The 19219-nt window shown below is 69.6% G+C and carries 15 protein-coding genes and 1 pseudogene; 7 read left to right on the top strand and 9 right to left on the bottom strand.

Annotated features, from left to right (window positions below; genetic code table 11):
- Positions 1–11: 11 nt before the first annotated feature.
- The 3 genes from gcvP to KU887_RS00760 all read left to right on the top strand — a co-directional run bounded on the left by gcvP (position 12) and on the right by KU887_RS00760 (position 5652).
- Entirely contained in the window at positions 12–2939 is a 2928-nt protein-coding gene (gene gcvP, locus KU887_RS00770; RefSeq protein WP_258251964.1) for an aminomethyl-transferring glycine dehydrogenase, read from the top strand.
- Between the two features lie 151 nt (positions 2940–3090).
- Positions 3091–4233: an alginate lyase family protein gene (locus KU887_RS00765; protein ID WP_062911464.1), complete on the top strand. Its 1143-nt coding sequence runs from the start codon at positions 3091–3093 to the stop codon at positions 4231–4233.
- A gap of 30 nt (positions 4234–4263) precedes the next feature.
- On the top strand, positions 4264–5652 hold the full coding sequence (locus KU887_RS00760; protein ID WP_006485681.1) for an L-serine ammonia-lyase: 1389 nt from the start codon (positions 4264–4266) through the stop codon (positions 5650–5652).
- Positions 5653–5718: 66 nt separating this feature from the next.
- Here the strand turns inward: KU887_RS00760 and KU887_RS00755 are convergent, their stop codons facing one another.
- From KU887_RS00755 to KU887_RS00745, 3 genes and pseudogenes are all read right to left on the bottom strand, one after another.
- Entirely contained in the window at positions 5719–6120 is a 402-nt protein-coding gene (locus tag KU887_RS00755) for a type II toxin-antitoxin system VapC family toxin (RefSeq protein WP_058902008.1), read from the bottom strand.
- Positions 6120–6356, bottom strand: a complete 237-nt coding sequence (locus KU887_RS00750) for an antitoxin (RefSeq protein ID WP_034201144.1) — start codon at positions 6354–6356, stop codon at positions 6120–6122. The genes KU887_RS00755 and KU887_RS00750 overlap by 1 nt, the downstream gene beginning before the upstream one ends.
- Positions 6357–6473: 117 nt before the next feature.
- Positions 6474–6703, bottom strand: a pseudogene (locus KU887_RS00745) (type II toxin-antitoxin system RelE/ParE family toxin).
- A 368-nt stretch (positions 6704–7071) separates the two neighbouring features.
- Between KU887_RS00745 and KU887_RS00740 the strand changes: the two are divergent.
- Positions 7072–8775, top strand: a complete 1704-nt coding sequence (locus tag KU887_RS00740; RefSeq protein ID WP_059721116.1) for a thiamine pyrophosphate-binding protein — start codon at positions 7072–7074, stop codon at positions 8773–8775.
- A complete protein-coding gene (locus tag KU887_RS00735) occupies positions 8772–9869 on the top strand; it encodes a glycosyltransferase family 9 protein (RefSeq protein WP_258251958.1) in 1098 nt (365 codons plus the stop codon). Before KU887_RS00740 ends, KU887_RS00735 begins: the two co-directional genes overlap by 4 nt.
- 109 nt (positions 9870–9978) lie before the next feature.
- Here the strand turns inward: KU887_RS00735 and KU887_RS00730 are convergent, their stop codons facing one another.
- The 3 genes from KU887_RS00730 to KU887_RS00720 all read right to left on the bottom strand — a co-directional run bounded on the left by KU887_RS00730 (position 9979) and on the right by KU887_RS00720 (position 13452).
- The gene (locus KU887_RS00730) at positions 9979–10995 is read right to left on the bottom strand and encodes a helix-turn-helix domain-containing protein (protein WP_258251956.1); all 1017 of its coding nucleotides are present in this window, start codon (positions 10993–10995) and stop codon (positions 9979–9981) included.
- A gap of 205 nt (positions 10996–11200) precedes the next feature.
- On the bottom strand, positions 11201–11749 hold the full coding sequence (locus KU887_RS00725) for a hypothetical protein (protein WP_034201148.1): 549 nt from the start codon (positions 11747–11749) through the stop codon (positions 11201–11203).
- 176 nt (positions 11750–11925) lie between these two features.
- Positions 11926–13452 carry an aldehyde dehydrogenase family protein gene (locus tag KU887_RS00720; RefSeq protein WP_006489874.1) on the bottom strand — a complete coding sequence of 509 codons (1527 nt, stop codon included), beginning with the start codon at positions 13450–13452 and terminating at the stop codon, positions 11926–11928.
- A 321-nt stretch (positions 13453–13773) separates the two neighbouring features.
- Here KU887_RS00720 and KU887_RS00715 point away from each other — a divergent pair, with 321 nt between their 5' ends.
- Complete coding sequence (locus tag KU887_RS00715) at positions 13774–14202, top strand: pyridoxamine 5'-phosphate oxidase family protein (protein WP_034178592.1); 429 nt, start codon at positions 13774–13776, stop codon at positions 14200–14202.
- Positions 14203–14320: 118 nt separating this feature from the next.
- Here the strand turns inward: KU887_RS00715 and KU887_RS00710 are convergent, their stop codons facing one another.
- Positions 14321–15943: an MFS transporter gene (locus tag KU887_RS00710; RefSeq protein ID WP_062884190.1), complete on the bottom strand. Its 1623-nt coding sequence runs from the start codon at positions 15941–15943 to the stop codon at positions 14321–14323.
- 155 nt (positions 15944–16098) lie between these two features.
- On the opposite strand from KU887_RS00710, the gene KU887_RS00705 reads away from it, so the two are divergent.
- Positions 16099–16983 (top strand): LysR family transcriptional regulator, encoded by an 885-nt coding sequence (locus KU887_RS00705; RefSeq protein WP_012492249.1) that lies wholly within the window; start codon positions 16099–16101, stop codon positions 16981–16983.
- Here the strand turns inward: KU887_RS00705 and eutC are convergent.
- Together eutC and KU887_RS00695 are read right to left on the bottom strand one after the other, a co-directional pair.
- Positions 16976–17773, bottom strand: a complete 798-nt coding sequence (eutC, locus tag KU887_RS00700) for an ethanolamine ammonia-lyase subunit EutC (protein WP_059721119.1) — start codon at positions 17771–17773, stop codon at positions 16976–16978. The two genes, KU887_RS00705 and eutC, sit on opposite strands and share 8 nt — an antisense overlap.
- Entirely contained in the window at positions 17770–19167 is a 1398-nt protein-coding gene (locus KU887_RS00695; protein WP_006489528.1) for an ethanolamine ammonia-lyase subunit EutB, read from the bottom strand. The genes eutC and KU887_RS00695 overlap by 4 nt, the downstream gene beginning before the upstream one ends.
- Positions 19168–19219 lie beyond the last annotated feature (52 nt).

Genomic DNA, 19219 nt, shown 5'->3' with positions numbered 1-19219 from the left:
AGAGTCACGCCATGAAGCTCGAACACCCGGACCGCCTGATGAACCGCACGCCCCTCTCGCTCGCCGCGCTCGAAACGCACGACGCGTTCGCCGAACGCCACATCGGCCCCGACGCCGCCAGCCAGCAGGCCATGCTCGACACGCTCGGCTTCGCGTCGCGCGCCGCCCTGATCGACGCCGTGATCCCGGCCTCGATCCGCCGCGCCGAAACGCTGCCGCTCGGCCCGTTCGCACAGCCGAAGAGCGAGGCCGAAGCCCTCGCCGCGCTGCGTGCGCTCGCGGACAAGAACCAGGTGTTCCGCTCCTATATCGGCCAGGGTTATCACGACACGCACACGCCGGCCGTGATCCTGCGCAACGTGCTCGAAAACCCGGCGTGGTACACGGCCTACACGCCGTACCAGCCCGAAATTTCCCAGGGCCGCCTCGAGGCGCTCCTGAACTTCCAGCAGATGGTGGCCGACCTCACGGGCCTCGCGATCTCGAACGCGTCGCTGCTGGATGAAGCGACGGCCGCGGCCGAAGCGATGACGCTGCTGCAGCGTACCGGCAAGCCGAAGTCGAACGTGTTCTACGTGGCCGACGACGTGCTGCCGCAAACGCTCGAAGTGATCCGCACGCGCGCGCTGCCGATCGGCATCGAAGTCAAGACGGGCCCGGCGGCCGACGCCGCGCAGGCGAACGCGTTCGGCGTGCTGCTGCAATACCCGGGCGTGAACGGCGACGTGCGCGACTACCGCGCGCTCACCGAGGCGATCCACGCGGCCGGCGGCCACGTGGTCGTCGCGGCCGACCTGCTCGCGCTCACCGTGCTGACGCCGCCCGGCGAATGGGGCGCGGACGTCGCGGTCGGCAACACGCAGCGCTTCGGCGTGCCGATGGGCTTCGGCGGCCCGCACGCCGCTTACATGGCCGTGCGCGACGAATTCAAGCGCCAGATGCCGGGCCGCCTCGTCGGCGTGACGGTCGACGCGCAGGGCAAGCCCGCGCTGCGCCTCGCGCTGCAGACGCGCGAACAGCACATCCGCCGCGAAAAGGCGACGTCGAACGTGTGTACCGCACAGGCGCTGCTCGCGATCATGGCCAGCATGTACGCGGTCTACCACGGCCCGCACGGCCTGAAGACGATCGCGCTGCGCGTGAACCGCATCGCGGCGCTGTTCGCCGCCGGCGTGAAACAGCTCGGCTTCGCGACCGTCAACGACACGTTCTTCGACACGCTGACGATCGACACCGGCGCGCGCACCGCGCAGGTCCACGAATTCGCGAAGGCGAAGCGCATCAACCTGCGCCGCGTGAGCGCCACGCAAGTCGGCGTATCGGTCGACGAAACGACGACGCGCGACGATCTCGCCGACCTGCTCGACGTGTTCGCGCAGGCCGCGGGCGCCACCGCGCCGGCCGTCGATGCGCTGGACGCGGGCCTCGCCGGCGTCGCCGCGCTGCCGGCCGGCCTCGAGCGCACGAGCGCGTACCTGACGCACCACGTGTTCAACCGCCACCATTCCGAAACCGAAATGCTGCGCTACCTGCGCAGCCTGTCGGACAAGGATCTCGCGCTCGACCGCTCGATGATCCCGCTCGGCTCGTGCACGATGAAGCTGAACGCGACGTCGGAAATGCTGCCCGTCACGTGGCCCGAGTTCGGCCGGATCCACCCGTTCGCCCCGGCCGAGCAGACCGTCGGCTATCGCGAGATGATCGACCAGCTCGAGCAGATGCTCGTCGCGGCCACCGGCTACGCGGCCGTGTCGCTGCAGCCGAACGCGGGCTCGCAGGGCGAGTACGCGGGTCTCTTGATCATCCACGCGTACCACGCATCGCGCGGCGAAGGCCATCGCGACGTGTGCCTGATCCCGGCGTCCGCGCACGGCACGAACCCGGCGTCCGCGCACATGGCCGGCATGAAGGTCGTGGTCGTCGCCTGCGACGCGCAGGGCAACGTCGACATCGCCGACCTGAAGGCGAAGGCCGAGCAGCACTCGAAGGACCTCGCGGCGATCATGATCACGTACCCGTCGACGCACGGCGTGTTCGAGCAGAACGTCCGCGAGATCTGCGAGATCGTCCATGCGCACGGCGGCCAGGTGTACGTCGACGGCGCGAACATGAACGCGATGGTCGGCCTGACCGCGCCGGGCCAGTTCGGCGGCGACGTGTCGCACCTGAACCTGCACAAGACCTTCTGCATCCCGCACGGCGGCGGCGGCCCGGGCGTCGGCCCGGTCGCGGTCGGCGCGCACCTTGCGAAGTTCCTGCCGAACCAGCGCTCGACCGGCTACGCACGCACGGAAGACGGCATCGGCGCGGTGTCGGCCGCGCCGTACGGCTCGGCGTCGATCCTGCCGATCTCGTGGATGTACATCGCGATGATGGGCGCGAAGAACCTGACCGCCGCGACGGAAACCGCGATCCTCAACGCGAACTACATCGCGAAGCGCCTCGCGCCGCATTACCCGGTGCTGTATTCGGGCCCGGGCGGGCTCGTCGCGCACGAGTGCATTCTCGACCTGCGTCCGATCAAGGAAACGAGCGGCATCAGCGTCGACGACGTCGCGAAGCGCCTGATGGACTATGGCTTCCACGCGCCGACGATGAGCTTCCCGGTGCCGGGCACGCTGATGGTCGAGCCGACCGAATCGGAATCGCAGGAAGAGCTCGACCGCTTCATCGCCGCGATGATCGCGATCCGCGAGGAAATCCGCGCGGTCGAGGAAGGCCGCGCCGATCGCGAGGACAACCCGCTGCGTCACGCACCGCACACGGCGGCCGTCGTCACCGCGAACGAATGGCCGCACGCGTACTCGCGCGAGCAGGCCGCGTACCCGGTCGCATCGCTCGGCACGAACAAGTACTGGCCGCCGGTCGGCCGTGCGGACAACGCGTACGGCGACCGCAACCTGTTCTGCTCGTGCGTGCCGATGTCGGACTACGCATAACGCGCGCCAGGCCCGGAGCCGACCAATGGTGACCGCACCGCACGCAACCCGGGGTTGCGTGCGGTTTTTGCGTTCGCCGGGCCGACCGGTTCACGTTCATCCGCCAATCCGGCTAACATCACACGCGATCCAGCCAATGAAGGAGTTCCGCATGGTGCGTCCGATGTTTCCGGGCCATGGTGCAACCGAGCGGCGGCCGCGCATCCGCGCAGGCCGCTACGTGCCGATGCTCGTCGCGTCGCTGTCGCTGGCCGCCGCCGGCCTCGGCGTCGCCGGCAGTGCGCGCGCGGCGATGAATTTCTGCGCGGCGCCGGCGCTGCAGACGAGCGAGACGACGCAGGCCGAGCCGGGCGTGCAGGCGCTGATCCGCAGCGTCGACGCGCGTATCGGCGAGCAGCCGAAAGCGATGGCGCGCGTGCACACCGAGGGCACGCTGCCGCACGAAGGCATCTACGACCAGAGCGCGGCCGCGCTCAAGGACATGGACCTGATGCGCGACGCGGCGCTCGCGTGGCGCGTGACGAACGCGCCGCGCTACCTGCAACTCGTCGACCGCTTCCTGTCCGCGTGGGTCTCGACCTACCAGCCGAGCTTCAACCCGATCGACGAGACGCGCTTCGAGAGCCTGATCATTGCGTACGACATGACCGCGAGCGCGTTGCCGGTGAAAACGCGCAACGCGACGGCCGCGTTCATCGCGAAGCTCGGCGCCGGCTATGTCGCGCAGGTCGACGCGCAGAAGCGCCCGCTCACCGGCATCTGGCGCAACAACTGGCAGAGCCACCGGATCAAGCTGATCGCGCTGTCCGCGTTCACGCTCGGCGACCGCAAGATGATGAACGCCGCGCAGCGGCTGTTCGTCGAGCATCTCGCCGACAACATCGGCCCGGACGGCAAGACCTGGGATTTCGAGGAACGCGATGCGCTGCATTACGCGGTCTACGATCTGCAGCCGCTGGTGACGGCCGCGCTCGCCGCGCGCCGCTTCAACCGCAACTGGCTGCGCGAGCGCGGCGCGAATGGCGCGACGCTCGCGGCCGCGCTCGACTGGCTCGTGCCGTATGCGCTCGGCGAGAAGACGCACGAGGAATTCGTGAATTCACCGGTGCCGTTCGACGCGAAGCGCCGCGAGGCCGGCTTGCCGGGTTACACGGGGCAGTGGGACCCGAAAAACGCCACCGAACTCTTTCATCTGGCCGCGCGGCTCGACGGGCGCTATGCCCGCGTCGCGCAGCAGCTTTCCCCAACGCCGCCCGCATGGCTCGCCGCGTGCCTGCCATTGCAGGCGCGCTAGCATCATTCTTATCGCAAGGCAGGTATCGAAATGGCAGTCAGCGTGTTTGACCTCTTCAAGATCGGCATCGGTCCGTCCAGTTCGCACACGGTCGGACCGATGCGCGCGGCGCTGATGTTCGTCCAGGGCCTCGAGCGCGACGGGCTGCTCGACGCGACGGCCCACGTGAAGGTCGAGCTGTACGGCTCGCTCGGCGCCACCGGCAAGGGCCACGGCACCGACCGCGGCGTGATGCTCGGCCTGCTCGGCGACGCGCCCGACACGGTCGATCCCGACACGATCGACGCGCGACTCGAAGACGTCCGCAAGACGAAGCAACTCGCGCTGCTCGGCACGCATCCGGTGCCGTTCGTGCTGAAGGACAACATCGCGTTCTACCGCCAGGCGCTGCCCGAACATCCGAACGGGATGAAGCTGCGCGCGAGCGACGCGAACGGCGCGGTGCTGGTCGAGCGCACCTATCTGTCGGTCGGCGGCGGCTTCGTCGTGACGGCGGGCGCACCGAACACCAAGGTGCTGAGCGCGGCCGAGCAGATGACGCACCCGTTCCGCACCGGCGCGGAGCTGCTCGCGCTGACCGCGTCGACCGGCAAGTCGATCGCGCAACTGATGTGGGAAAACGAGCGCGCGTGGCACACCGAGGAAGAAACGCGCGACGGGCTGCTGAAGATCTGGGCCGTGATGCAGTCGTGCGTGTCGCGCGGCTGCGGGATCGGCAACCCGGACGCCGACGGCAACCTGCCCGGCCCGTTCCAGGTCAAGCGCCGCGCGCCGCAGCTGTACCGCACGCTGACGGGCAGCCCTGAGCGCGCGCTGCAGGACCCGCTGTCGATGATCGACTGGATCAACCTGTACGCGATCGCGGTCAACGAGGAAAACGCGGCCGGCGGCCGCGTCGTCACCGCGCCGACCAACGGCGCGGCCGGCATCATCCCGGCGGTGCTGCACTACTACACGCGCTTCACGCCCGGCGCGAACGAACAGGGCGTGATCGATTTCCTGCTGACGGCCGCCGCGATCGGCATCCTGTACAAGCTCAACGCGTCGATCTCCGGCGCGGAAGTCGGTTGCCAGGGCGAAGTGGGCGTCGCGTGCTCGATGGCCGCCGGCGCACTCGCGGCCGTGCTCGGCGGCACGCCGCAGCAGGTCGAGAACGCGGCCGAGATCGGGATGGAGCACAACCTCGGCCTGACCTGCGACCCGGTGGGCGGGATGGTGCAGATCCCGTGCATCGAACGCAACGCGATGGCGTCGGTGAAGGCCGTCAACGCGGCGCGCATGGCGCTGCGCGGTGACGGCTCGCACTACGTGTCGCTCGACTCCGTGATCAAGACGATGCGCGAGACGGGCGCCGACATGAAGACCAAGTACAAGGAAACGTCGCGCGGCGGGCTGGCGGTGAATATCGTCGAGTGCTGATGCCCGACCGGCGGTAGTGCGGAGTGGATCGATACCCTGCATTGCCGCCGGACATGGCACCCGACGCTAGTCGTTCAGCCAGTTCTCCAGTCGCAATCCCGGATAGCTGACGAAATCGCGCTCGTTGTTGGTGACAAGGACGACATCGAGCGACACCGCATGCGCGGCAATCAGTTTGTCGAGGTGATCCTTCTTCCGCTCGCGGGTGGCCTCGCGAACCGGGCCATACGCTTGCGCGGCCGCCGCGTCGAAAGGCGCGACGGGAATATCCTCGATCAATGCGGCGAGATGGCGGCGCTCCCGCGCGGGATTTGCACAAGCGGTCAGGCCGTACTCGAGCTCCGCATAGGTGATCGCCGACATGACGACGTCGCCCGTGTAGCACTGCGCAAACCGTCTCGCGACCTGCTCAGGCTGATTTTTCATCAGATAGATACACATGTTGGTGTCGAGCATGAAGCGCGGCATCACAAACCCTCACGTTCGGCCTGCTCGTGGTCGCCACGCCCATCGGCCATGAAGTCCGGTCCGAATTTCGCGAACTTCGCCAGTACCTGGGTCAAAGGCCGCCGCATCGGCCGAATGCGGATTTCGTCACCGACGCGCTCAATTTCCAGTTCGATATCGCTGCGCTCATAGGCAAGGTCCGCAGGAATTCGCACGGCCTGCGAGTTGCCGTTCCTGAATACCCTCGTGGTATGCATGTTGATCTCCGTCCGGATGTACTCTGTATGTACATTATCCGATGCGGGCCGAGATGTAAATCCATGTGTGTACATAACGGTCTTCCTTGGCTGACGAGCCGGCAATGCATACGCGCATCACGGCCACTGCCGTCGCGCATGCAGCACCCGGAGAACCTCCACGATGCCCTCGGCCGGCCGAATGCGGTACACGAGTACATCGTTCAGCACGATCACCCACTCGCGCGTGCCGGCCACCCGCCCTTGTCGATCTAGCTCGGCGTGGGCCGGTAACGCCCCGCCCTTTCTTCCAGCAGTTCGTCGAGTTCGAGCGCGGCCAGCGGGTCGTCCTCGGCGCTGTATTCCATGATCGCGGCGCGATCCTCGTACGCCTTCGAGTTTCAGTGCAGCGCGAGCGTCAAGAAGCATCCCCGCGCCTGCCCGCGAGTCGCTCACGCGGCGCCGCGCGGCGCGACGCGAAGTCGATGCTGACTTCGGCGTCCGGAATCGACGCACGCGGGTCGTCCCCTCTTTCGGATCGAGACAAGCGTCAGCCCGCCATCCGTAGCGCTCACTTTCCGCTCTCCCACAAGCGTGCACAAGCTCGCCGGATGGCCAACCGAAGCCGGCGCGCACTCGTCCACCCACCGGTCCGACACTTTTCACCGGCCGGCATACCGGCGCCCGGCCATCCGGCGTAAGCTGTACGTCCCGCTACCCAGGGAGACGGCAGCCCATGTCGCATTCCAAGGATCTCGAGCCGCGCACCACCACCGGTGCGCGACTGCTCGTCGATGCGTTGCTCGCCAATCACGTCGAACGCGTGTTCTGCGTGCCGGGCGAAAGTTTCCTCGCCGTGCTCGATGCGCTCGCGGACGACACCGCCCGCATCCAGACGGTCGTCTGCCGCCACGAGGCGGCCGCCGCGAACATGGCCGAAGCGGTCGGCAAGCTGACCGGCCGCCCGGGCATCGCGTTCGTCACGCGCGGGCCCGGCGCGACCCATGCGTCGATCGGCGTGCACACCGCGTTCCAGGATTCGACGCCGATGATCCTGTTCGTCGGCCAGTGCGCACGCGAACACCTCGACCGCGAAGCCTTCCAGGAAATCGACTACCGCCGGATGTTCGGCCAGATGGCGAAATGGGTCGCGCAGATCGACGACCCGCGCCGCATCCCCGAATACCTGAGCCATGCGTTCCACGTCGCGACGTCCGGCCGGCCCGGCCCGGTCGTGCTCGCGTTGCCGGAGGACGTGCTGTCCGACGCGTGCGCGCCGCAGCCCGTCGTGCCGGCCGCGAAACGCATCGCGGCGGCGCCGTCGGCCGCGCAGCTCGACGAGCTGCGCGAGCGGCTCGCGCGCGCGGAACGACCGTTCGCGATCGTCGGCGGCAGCGGCTGGACGCCGGACGCGTGCGCGAACCTGCGCACCTTCGTCGAACGCTGGCAATTGCCGGTCGCGTGCGCGTTCCGCTTCCAGGACACGATCGACAACGCGCACCCGAACTACGCGGGCGACGTCGGGCTCGGGATCAACCCCGCGCTCGCGAAACGCATCCGCGACGCCGACCTGCTGCTCGTGATCGGGCCGCGCCTCGGCGAAGCGACGACCGGCGGCTACACGCTGCTCGACATCCCGAAGACGCGCCAGACGCTGATCCACGTGCATCAGGGCGCGGACGAACTCGGCCGCGTGTACGCCGCCGACCTGCCGATCGTGTCGGGCATGCCCGAGATCGCCGCGCCGCTGGCCGCGCTCGAACCGCCGGAGCGGCCCGCGTGGGCCGGCGCGGCCGCCGACGCGCACCGCGCATACCGCGAATGGCATGCGCCGCTGCCGATGCCCGGCGACGTGCAGCTCGGCGACGTGATGGTGCAGTTGCGCGAGCGCCTGCCGCACGACGCGATCCTGACCAACGGCGCGGGCAACTATGCGATCTGGCTGCATCGCCACTTCGCGTACCGGCACTACCGTTCGCAGCTCGCGCCGACGAGCGGCGCGATGGGCTACGGGCTGCCGGCCGCGCTCGCCGCGAAGTCGCTGTATCCGCAGCGCGCCGTCGTCGCGCTCGCGGGCGACGGCTGCTTCATGATGGCCGGCAACGAGCTCGCGACCGCGATGCAATACGGGCTGAACATCGTCGCGATCGTCGTCAACAACGGTCATTTCGGCACGATCCGCATGCATCAGGAGCGTAACTACCCGGGCCGCGTGCACGGCACGGGGCTCACGAATCCGGATTTCGCCGCGTATGCGCGTGCGTTCGGCGCGCATGGCGAGACGGTCGAGCGCACCGCCGATTTCGCGCCCGCGCTCGAACGCGCGTTGACCTGCGGGCTGCCCGCGGTGATCGAGATCCGCATCCCGCAGGACGCCAGCACACCCGCCGCGACGCTCGAGCAGATCCGCGAGCAGGGCCGCCGCGCGCGCGGCGCATGACGTCGGGCGACATGCACGCCACGCCGCCCGTCGCCGCGCTGTCGCACGACGACGCGCTGACCTGCCCCGGCACGCTGCTCGCGCCCGACGGCACGCTCGTCGCACCGTACGACCTCGAGCAGGGCGACGCGCGCGCCGAAGGCCATGTAGCGGCCGCGCCCGCGCTCGGCCTGCGGCACGCCGCGTCCCGACCGTTCCGGCTCGACTACGGCGCGGCGCGGCACGTGCACGTGATCAACGGCATGGGCGTCACGCTCGGCGATTCGGTGATCGGGATGACGGCCCTCGCCGCGTTGCGGGATGCCCATCCGGGCCTGCGCTTCACGCTGTACCGGCCGGCGCGCGCGCCGCGCTATGTCGATGCGCTGTACGCGCTCGCGGCCGACGTCGTCGCGCCGTCGCGCGCGCTGCCGTACCCCGCCGAAGCGCTGGCCACGGAGACGCACTGCATCGACGTCGGCAATCACCTGTACTGGCCCGCGTTCGCGCGGCTGCCGATGATCGACTTTTTCCTCGACGCGCTCGGCGTCGATCCGGCCGCCGTGCCGGCCGCCGCGAAGCGCAACCGCTGGCTCGCGCGGCTGCCGCTGCCCGCGCTGCCGGCCGAATGGCAGCGGCCGTACGTGCTGTTCTGCCCGAGTGCGAGCACCGCGGTGCGCAGCGTGCCGCCCGCGCTGCGCGTCGCGTTCGTGGATCGGCTCGCGCAGCGTTACGGATTGCCGGTAGTCGGCTTCGGTCCGCTAGCGCATCCAGGTTACGTGGATATGAGCAGCGACGCGGCCGACACCGCGCGCTTCATCGCCTGGATCAAGGGCGCGAGCCTGCTGTTCGCGCCGGACACGGCGGCCCTGCATCTCGCCGACGGTTTCGACGTGCCGACGCTCGCATGCTTCACGACGATCGGCCCGGCGCTGCGCGTGCGCGACTATCCGCATTGCGTCCCCGTCACGCTCGACGTGCCGGCCGCATTGCACGGGCTGCATCGCAGCGAGCGGCCGGACGATCTGGCGGCGGTCGAAGCCGCTTACCGCGCAATCGACTGGGACGCGCTCGCGTGGCCCGCACCGCGCGACGTGACTGCACAGGCCATCTGAGCGAAGCCTGCGCAGCGGCGGGCGGAACGATCAAGCCAGTAGCGGCACGCCCACCGCGTCAGCACCACTGCAGACGCCGCTCCGGCCGCCCGCCTTCCCGCCAAGCCCCTCACGCGCGATCGCGCAGCGTCTCCGACGGCCGCTTGCCGAACAGGCGCCGGTAATCGGTCGCGAACTGGCTGAGATGCCAGAAACCCCACGCCTCCGCGACATCCTGCACCGACCCCGCCGCGCGCCCGCACAGGTCGCGCCGCGCGCCGTTCAGCCGCAGCGTGCGCAGGTAGGTCGCGGGCGCCATGCCGAGCACGTCCTGGAAACAGTACTGCAGCGTGCGCCGGCTCACATGCAACTGCTCGCACAGCTCGGGCACGCCGACCGGGCGCGTGCGGTGCGCGAGCACGTAGTCGCGCGCCTGGTCGACGAGCCAGCGGCGCGTCGACGGCGCGCCGCCGCTGCCGTCGTCGGCCAGCTGCGCGCAGGCATCGAACAGTGCGGCCAGCACTTCGGCCTGCAGGTCGTCGCGCTGCGCATCGGGCAGCGGGCCGGCCATCGCCACCGCGCCGTCGAGCCGGCGGCCGAGCAGCGCGCACAGCCGCGCGAGCCGCGCATCGCCGACCTGCATCACGCGCTGCGTGAACAACCGCTCGTCGAGCGCGCGGCGCTCGACGTCCTCGGCATAGCGGCGCAGCACGTCGCCGCGCACGACGACGCCGTAGATCGAGAACTGCGCGGGCGTCACCAATTCGAATTCGACGTTGCCGGGCCGGAATGCGAGCGCGCCGGGGCCGATGCGGCACGCATCGACGCGCGCCGAGCCGTCGCACACGAGCGGAATGCCGAACCAGTACGCATCGCCGCGCACTTCGCACGCCTGGCGCAGCAGATGGCTGGTCGATTCGCGAAACAGCTTCATCGTGTCGAGCGGCAGCTCGGTCAGCGTGCCGACGAAGCGGCCGGCCGCGAGCTGGTCGTAGGTCTGCCGCCAGCCGATCAGGTTGCGCGCCTGCTCGTCCGCATCGTGCGCGACGCTGACGACGGCCTGCCCGGCGAACGCATCGTCGCCCTGCGCGCTGCGCCGCGTGTCTTCGGCGGTCGGTTCTTCCGTACTCACCACGTGTTGATCCATCGTGTTCTCCCTCACCTGCGCGGAACCCTGCGTGCCACGCAAGTCCCGTGCCGAACCGCACGGCCCGGCGAGCAACCCGCCATTCCACGCTGTCCGGCCGCCGCGCGCCATGCGGGCGCACCCGAAGGCGGCATGCCGCGCACGCCGCCGGTGCGATCCGCGCGGCGAGCGCGCATGCGCGCCGCCGCCCGCGCCCGGATGCCGGCTACCGGGCCGGCTTCAGCCGCACGACCCGCGTGCCGCAATTGCCGTATGCGTGCGCGATCGCCAGCTCGACGATCGCGCTGCCCGCCGCCCACGGCGCCGCGTCCGCTTCCGGCAGATCGGCGCGCAGCGTGGCGCGACCGTTGATCCGGTAGCGCAGGCCGCGCACGAAATCGACGAACAGCAATCCGACGCCGCTGCCGTCGCAGGCGGCCGCGTCGATCCGGCCGCCGTCGCCGCCATGCGCGGCGGGCAACGCGAACCGCAGCGTCTTCGTGTCGATCACGCGTACCACCGGCAGCAGATCGCCGTTCGCGTCGCATCGGCTCTGCACGATGTCGCAGGTCATCGACGCACCCGCGCCGGATGCCATGCCGACGAACATGAACGGCTGCGATTCGATGAACTGCCGCACGCCGAGGCTCAGCCGCGTCGTCACGGCGTCGCTCATCCGCTCGGCTTCGTCGGCGACGCCGAAGCGGTGTTGCGCGTCGAGTTCGCCCGGATGAAATACCGGGTGACGGGGAAAGGATCGGGGCGGTTCTGCCATGCTGGGGGTCGTCGTATGCATCGGCGCGCCGTACCGCCGCGCATGCGCGGCGGTCGGCAGCGTGGCCGGCGCCGGCCGCCAACAACGCAGCCCGCGCCGACTGTCGAACAGGGAAATCGAACCGGGCGACGTACGGGGCCCAACCGGCCCCCGACACGTCGCGCCGGCTTCGGCGATCAGAAGAACCCGAGCGCCTCGGCCTGGTAGCTGACCAGCAGGCACTTCGTCTGCTGATAGTTCGACAGCGCCATCTTGTGCGTCTCGCGGCCGATCCCCGACTGCTTGTAGCCGCCGAACGCCGCATGCGCGGGGTACAGGTGGTAGCAGTTGGTCCACACGCGGCCGGCCTCGACCTCGCGGCCCATCCGGTACGCACGCGTGCCGTTGCGCGTCCACACGCCGGCGCCGAGCCCGTAGAACGTATCGTTCGCGAGTTCGATCGCTTCCTGCTCGTCCTTGAACGTCATCACCGACGCGACCGGCCCGAAGATCTCCTCCTGGAACACGCGCATCTTGTTGTTGCCGAGCAGCATCGTCGGCTTCACGTAGTAGCCCGTGCCGAGGTCGGCGGCCGGCGCCGCGCGCTCGCCGCCCGTCAGGCATTGCGCGCCTTCGCCGCGGCCGATGTCGATGTACGACAGGATCTTGTCGAGCTGCTGCTGCGACGCCTGCGCGCCGATCATCGTCTGCAGGTCGAGCGGGTGGCCGGACTTGATGCGCTCGACGCGCGCGACGGCCTTCTCGATGAAGCGTTCGTAGATCGATTCCTGGATCAGGATCCGCGACGGGCACGTGCACACCTCGCCCTGGTTCAGCGCGAACATCGCGAGCCCTTCGAGCGCCTTGTCGAGGAACGCGTCGTCCTGGTCGAGCACGTCGGCGAAGAAGATGTTCGGGCTCTTGCCGCCCAGCTCGACCGTCGACGGGATCAGGCTGTCGGCCGCCGCGCGCAGGATGTGCTTGCCGACCGGGGTCGAGCCCGTGAACGCGATCTTCGCGATCCGCTTGCTGGTCGCGAGCGCTTCGCCCGCTTCCTTGCCGAAGCCGTTCACGATGTTGATCGTGCCGGCCGGGAACAGGTCGCCGATCAGCTCCATCAGCACGAGCACCGACGCGGGCGTCTGCTCGGCCGGCTTCATCACCACGCAGCAGCCGGCCGCGAGCGCCGGCGCGAGCTTCCACGCGGCCATCAGCAGCGGGAAGTTCCACGGGATGATCTGGCCGACCACGCCGAGCGGCTCGTGGAAGTGATACGCGACGGTGTTGTCGTCGATTTCGGAGATGCCGCCTTCCTGCGCGCGGATGCAGCCCGCGAAATAGCGGAAGTGGTCGATCGCGAGCGGCAGGTCGGCCGCCATCGTCTCGCGCAGCGGCTTGCCGTTGTCGATCGTCTCGGCCACGGCCAGCAGCTTCAGGTTCTTTTCCATCCGGTCGGCGGCGGCGAGCAGCAGGTTCGCGCGCTCGGCGACGGACGTCTTGCCCCACTTGCGGCGCGCGGCATGCGCGGCATCGAGCGCCAGCTCGATGTCGTCGGCGCCGGAGCGCGGGATGCGGCAGAACGGCTGGCCGTTGATCGGCGACACGTTCTCGAAATACTCGCCCTTCACGGGCGCCACCCACTTGCCGCCGATGTAGTTGTCGTATTGCTGACGGTACGGGTATTCGACGTCGAGGCCCAGTTGCTTCAGGTCAAACGGGTTCATACATGTCTCCTGTTCATCGTGCTTGTGTGAGTACAGCGCCGGTTGGAATGCGCTGGTCCCGTTTACGCAACATGCGTGCCAAACGGACCGGGGGCACGTCGATCGCGGCCGGCCCGTGTTCGCACCGTGCGGTGTTCACGCACGCAACACGGCGGGTGTACCGATTCTGAACACCGCTATTGCGCAGCGACGGGATCGCTGTTCGGAATTTCCACAGTGCGCGCAGGGGCGCTGCCCGTGGAGGCGCGCCGCCGCGCGTGGCATGTCGCTTGCGTGCGGATCACCGATCCCCACGCCACGGCGCACGCGCCGACCGACACCATGAACGATCGCGGCCCCCTGACCGACGACGCCATCGCATTCATCCGCGAGCAGGCTTTCCTGATCGTCGCGACCGCCGACGCGGCCGGTAACGGCGACTGTTCGTACCGTGGCCGCCAGCCGCGTGCCGACGGCTCGTTCACGCCGCTCGTCGATATCCCGGATCGCCGCACGCTGGTGCTGCCCGATTTCGCGGGCAACAACCTGCTCAACACGATCGGCAACCTGCTCGTGAATCCGGCCATCGCGCTGCTGTTCGTCGATTTCGTGCGCCAGACGACCTGGCTCGTGCAGGGCCGCGCGACGCTCGACGAGGATGCGCAAGCGCGCGCGCACCTGTGGCCGGACGCGTTGCGCTATCTGGTGATCGATGTGGAACGTGCGCAGGCGCGCGCGGATGCGGCGCTGCCGCCGCTCGTGCTGGCGTGATGCGCGACGGGTGACGCGCTGGCCAGCCGACCATGCGGGCACGGCGCCTGCATCGACCGAAATGCCGATGTGCCGATGTGCCGAAGTACCGACGCGTCGACGCGTCGCGATGCAACACTCACCGCCCGTGCGTCTCCGCGCAGGCCGGCTCGATCCGGCTGCGCGCCGACGCATCGGCGGGCGCGCGGCCGTCCGCATCGTCCCCCGTTTCATCGGCGGCCGGCCGCCGGCCGAGAAACCCGAACACCACCACCGCGCACAGCACGGTGACGACGGCCAGCCCCATCAGCAGCCGGTCGAACGCGTGCGTGTAGCTCGCGATCAACGCCGCCCGACCGACGCCCGGCAACGCGGCCGCCGCGCCCGCGAGATCGCCGGTCGCGAGCCGCGCGGCGGCCCGCAGCGTCGCATCCGGCGCATCGGCAGCACCGGCCGCCCCTGCCGCGTGCGCGAGCCCCGCTTGCGCGAGCGCGGCCAGTACCGCGCCGACGATCGCCAGCGCGATCCCCTCGCCGGCCACGCGCGTCGTGCTGAAAATGCCCGTCGCCATCCCCGCGCGCTCCTTCGGCACGACGCTCACCGACAGCCCGTCCATCAGCCCCCACGGCATGCCGGCGCCGACACCGATCGCGAGCATCGGCGCGATCGCCGCCGACCCCGCGCCGCCGCGCAACGCGATCCCGAGCCATACGAGCCCGGCTGCCGCGACCAGCAGCCCGAGCCCTGAAATCACGCCGGCCGACAGCCAGCGCGTGAGCGTCGCCGCGACGAGCGGCACGACCAGCATCGGCGCGGAAATCGCGAGCATCAGCCAGCCGGCGTCGATCTCGCTGAAACCGTCGATGCCGATGAAGCGCAGCGGCAGCACGACGAGCAGCACGATGTAGCAGCAGCAGGTCGACACCGGCAGCACCTGCACGCCGACGAAGCGCGCGATGCGAAACAGCGACAGGTCGAGCATCGGCCGCGCGACGCGCGTCTCGATCGTCACGAACGCGCACGCGCCGAGCGCCGCGCCGGCCAGCAGCGCGATCACGAGCGGGCTCGACCAGCCGCGCGCGGGCGCCTCGATCACGCCGAACGTGAACAGCGTCAGCGCGGTCGTGAACGCCGCCGTGCCGGGCCAGTCGAGCCCGGTCGCGTGCGGATCGCGCGACTCGTGCATGCGCGGCAGCCCGAACGCGAGCGACAGCACGCCGGCCACCGCGCTCGTCACGAAGATCGCGCGCCAGCCGTAATGCCCGATCAAACCGCCGGCGAGCACCGGCCCGAACGCGAGTCCGATCCCGAACGTCGTGCCGAGCAGGCTGAACGCACGCGTGCGCGCCGCGCCGTCGAATTCCTGCGCGAGCGCGGCCGTGCCGCCGGCCAGCGCCGCGGCCGCCGAAAGCCCTTGCGCGGCGCGCAGCAAGTCGACCGCGAGCATCGACGGCGAGAACGCGAGCGCGACCGACATCAGCGTGAAGCCGCCGACGCCGATCGCGAACAGGCGCTTGCGGCCGAACTGGTCGGCCAGCGCGCCCGACGCCATCAGGAAGCTGCCGAACGCGAGCATGAACGCGTTGGTGATCCAGTTCATCGCGACCGGGCTGCCGTGCAGGTCGCGGCCGATCGCCGGCGTCGCGACCGCGCCGCCCGAAAACGACAGCGGCAGCGCGACGGCGGCCATGCAGACGGCGGCCAGCACCCACGCGCGCCGACGCGCCGCCAGGGCCGAAACGGCTGAAACAGGGTGATCCATCATCGCTCCTCGAAAAGCCGGCGCGGATGCGCCATCAGAGCGACAGACGATAAATCCGATTCAATCCGCGAAAAACCCCGCGAAGCTCCACATATAACGGACTAAAATTCCGTAATTCACCTGACAGCGTGCGTGGCTGCACGTCGTTCGATTCGATGGAAAATCTCACCGGCATCGTCGCGTTCGTCCGCGCCGCCGAAGCGCTGAGCTTCGTCGCGGCCGGCCGCGCGCTCGGCATCTCGGCGTCGGCGGTCGGCAAGACGATCGCGAAACTGGAGCAGTCGCTCGGCGTGCGGCTGTTCAATCGCACGACGCGGCGCGTGACGCTCACCGAAGAGGGGCGGCATTTCTACGAGCGTTGCCAGCGCATCCTCGAGGATTTTCGCGACGCGGAGGCGACCGTGACGGCGTCCGCGCAGCGCCCGCGCGGCAAGCTGCGCGTGAGCCTGCCGGTGATCGGCTACCGCTTCCTGCTGCCGGTGCTGCCCGAATTCCGGCAGCGCTACCCGGACGTCGAACTCGATCTCGATTTCAACGACCGGATGGTCGACGTGGTCGAAGGCGGCTTCGACGCGGTGATCCGCAGCGGCCCGCTGTCCGATTCGAGCCTGATGTCGCGGCGGCTCGGTCCGTTCGCGTTCGTGCTGTGCGCGACGCCCGCGTATCTCGCGCAAGCCGGCACGCCGCGCACGCCACGCGAGCTCGAAGCGCACGACTGCGTGCGCTACTGCTTTCCGACCACCGGCAAGCTGCAGGACTGGGCGCTCGCGGCCGACGACGGCACACCGCTGAAGCTGCGCACCGCGATGACCTGCAACAACATGGAGGCGCTGCGTGGCGCCGTGCTCGCGGGGCTGGGCATCGGCTACATGCCCGACTTCCTCGCGCGCGACGCACTCGAACACGGTGCGCTCGTCACCGTGCTCGACGACTACCGGATCGCGCCGGGGCAGTTCTCGATCGTGTGGCCGTCGAGCCGGCAGTTGTCGCCGAAGCTGCGCGTGTTCGTCGATTTCCTGTGCGAGCGGCTGTTCAGGTAGTCACGCCGATCCGTTCCGCTTCCGCCGCCGGCAACAGCGAGTCGCTGTCGTCCTTCAGCCCGACGCCCGTCAGCCCGAGCCTGCGCGCATGCGTCATCAGGTAATGCAGCTTGTGCGCGGCGGCCGCGTGCGGCAGTCCTTCGGGCCGCACGTTGGAGATGCAGTTGCGCAGCGCGTCGTGACAGCCGACCTTCGGCGCCCACGTCAGATACACGCCGAGGCTGTCCGGCGAACTGAGCCCGGGCCGCTCGCCGATCAGCATCGCGACGACCTTCGCGCGCAACAGCTCGCCGATCTCGTCGCCGAGCGCGACGCGCGCCTGCGTCGCGACCACCACCGGGCCGATCCGCCAGCCATCCGCATCGAGCCGCGGCCGCACGGCCTGCAACAGCGGCAGCGCCTGCTTCGCGGCCGCGAACGCCGACAGCCCGTCGCCGACCACGAACACGACGTCGGGCGCCTCGTCGAGCGCCGCCCCGTAACCCGCCAGCAGCCCGCGGCTGTCGTCCGACAGCTTGCGGCCGAGATCAGGCCGGCGCAGGTAATGGTCACGGTCGGGCGCGGCGCTCTGCACGCGCAGCGTCGGCAGCATGCCGGCCGCCTCGATCTCGCGCCGCAGCGCATCCGCGTCGAGCGGCTGGTGCACCGCGTCGCGCGCCTGCGCATGCGACAGGTTGAAAGCCAGCAGCGGCGCGGTCGGCAGGCTGTTGCCCGCGCGGCCGAGCGCGATCCGCGCGTTCGTGAACGACTTCAGCTGCGCCCAGGGGTTCTTTTCGACGGCGTCGCTCATGCGGACACCCCCATCCAGTCGTTCGCCCCCGCGAGCAGCGGCACGCGCGCCGTCGCGGCGCGCAGCGCGCCGTGCGCGTCGGCGATCTCCATCGTCTCCAGCCATTCCTCGAACTCGGGCGCGCGGCGCAGCCCGAGCACCTCGCGCACGTAGAGCTGGTCGTGGAACGACGTGCTCTGGTAGTTCAGCATCACGTCGTCCGCGCCCGGAATCCCCATGATGAAGTTGATGCCGGCCGCCCCCAGCAGCGTCAGCAGCGTATCCATGTCGTCCTGGTCGGCTTCCGCATGGTTCGTGTAGCAGATGTCGCAGCCCATCGGCACGCCCAGCAGCTTGCCGCAGAAGTGATCCTCGAGGCCCGCGCGGATGATCTGCTTGCCGTCGTACAGGTATTCGGGCCCGATGAAGCCGACCACGGTGTTCACGAGGAACGGCTCGAACTTGCGCGCGACCGCATACGCGCGCACTTCGCAGGTCTGCTGGTCGACGCCGAAATGCGCGTTCGCCGACAGCGCGCTGCCCTGGCCCGTCTCGAAGTACATCAGGTTGTTGCCGACCGTGCCGCGCTTCAGCGCCAGTGCGGCCTCGCGCGCCTCGCCGAGCAGCGCGAGCGAGATCCCGAAGCTGGCATTGGCTTTCTCGGTGCCCGCGATCGACTGGAACACGAGATCGACCGGCGCGCCCTTCTCGATCGCCGCGATCGTGTTGGTCACGTGCGTGAGCACGCACGACTGGGTCGGCACGCCGTAGCGCTCGCGGAAGCCGTCGATCATCGCGAGCAATTTCACGATCGCCGCGAGGCTGTCGGTGGCCGGGTTGATGCCGATCATCGCGTCGCCGCAGCCGTACATCAGCCCGTCGAGCATCGACGCGGCGATGCCCTTCACGTCGTCGGTCGGGTGATTCGGCTGCAGCCGGACCGACATCCGGCCGGCCAGCCCGACCGTGTTGCGAAAGCGCGTGACGACGCGGCGCTTCCTCGCGGCCGCGATCAGGTCCTGGTTGCGCATCAGCTTCGACACGGCCGCGACCATCTCGGGCGTGAGGCCGGGCGCGATTCGCTCGAGCGCCGCGCCGTCGGCCGCGGGCGACAGCAGCCAGTTGCGGAAATCGCCGACGGTGAGGTGCGAGATGTCGGCGAACGCCTGCGCGTCGTGATCGTCGATGATGAGGCGCGTGACCTCGTCGTCTTCATACGGGATCACCGCTTCGTTCAGGAACGCCTTCAGCGGCACGCCCGCGAGCGCGATCTTCGCGGCGACGCGCTCCTCCTCGCTCGCCGCCGCGACGCCGGCGAGCTGGTCGCCGGAACGCAGCGGGCTCGCCTTCGCGAGCAGCGTCTTCAGGTCCGCGAAGCGGTACGTGCGCGGACCGATCGTCTCCGTATAGGACATCGTGCGAGTCTCCTTGTCCATCCCGGGGCCGGTTCACGCCCCCGATCAAAAG

Source organism: Burkholderia sp. EMB26 (assembly GCF_024730645.1).
In the GTDB taxonomy this organism is placed as follows: Bacteria; Pseudomonadota; Gammaproteobacteria; order Burkholderiales; family Burkholderiaceae; genus Burkholderia; species Burkholderia cenocepacia.
This window is presented reverse-complemented; position numbering and strand designations above follow the sequence as displayed.

Excerpts from the sequence above, each read along its gene's own strand:
- gcvP (WP_258251964.1), top strand. The coding sequence starts at position 12 with ATGAAGCTCGAACACCCGGACCGCCTGATGAACCGCACGCCCCTCTCG.
- KU887_RS00765 (WP_062911464.1), top strand. The coding sequence starts at position 3,091 with ATGGTGCGTCCGATGTTTCCGGGCCATGGTGCAACCGAGCGGCGGCCG.
- KU887_RS00760 (WP_006485681.1), top strand. The coding sequence starts at position 4,264 with ATGGCAGTCAGCGTGTTTGACCTCTTCAAGATCGGCATCGGTCCGTCC.
- KU887_RS00755 (WP_058902008.1), bottom strand. The coding sequence starts at position 6,120 with ATGCCGCGCTTCATGCTCGACACCAACATGTGTATCTATCTGATGAAA.
- KU887_RS00750 (WP_034201144.1), bottom strand. The coding sequence starts at position 6,356 with ATGCATACCACGAGGGTATTCAGGAACGGCAACTCGCAGGCCGTGCGA.
- KU887_RS00740 (WP_059721116.1), top strand. The coding sequence starts at position 7,072 with ATGTCGCATTCCAAGGATCTCGAGCCGCGCACCACCACCGGTGCGCGA.
- KU887_RS00735 (WP_258251958.1), top strand. The coding sequence starts at position 8,772 with ATGACGTCGGGCGACATGCACGCCACGCCGCCCGTCGCCGCGCTGTCG.
- KU887_RS00730 (WP_258251956.1), bottom strand. The coding sequence starts at position 10,995 with ATGGATCAACACGTGGTGAGTACGGAAGAACCGACCGCCGAAGACACG.
- KU887_RS00725 (WP_034201148.1), bottom strand. The coding sequence starts at position 11,749 with ATGGCAGAACCGCCCCGATCCTTTCCCCGTCACCCGGTATTTCATCCG.
- KU887_RS00720 (WP_006489874.1), bottom strand. The coding sequence starts at position 13,452 with ATGAACCCGTTTGACCTGAAGCAACTGGGCCTCGACGTCGAATACCCG.
- KU887_RS00715 (WP_034178592.1), top strand. The coding sequence starts at position 13,774 with ATGAACGATCGCGGCCCCCTGACCGACGACGCCATCGCATTCATCCGC.
- KU887_RS00710 (WP_062884190.1), bottom strand. The coding sequence starts at position 15,943 with ATGGATCACCCTGTTTCAGCCGTTTCGGCCCTGGCGGCGCGTCGGCGC.
- KU887_RS00705 (WP_012492249.1), top strand. The coding sequence starts at position 16,099 with ATGGAAAATCTCACCGGCATCGTCGCGTTCGTCCGCGCCGCCGAAGCG.
- eutC (WP_059721119.1), bottom strand. The coding sequence starts at position 17,773 with ATGAGCGACGCCGTCGAAAAGAACCCCTGGGCGCAGCTGAAGTCGTTC.
- KU887_RS00695 (WP_006489528.1), bottom strand. The coding sequence starts at position 19,167 with ATGTCCTATACGGAGACGATCGGTCCGCGCACGTACCGCTTCGCGGAC.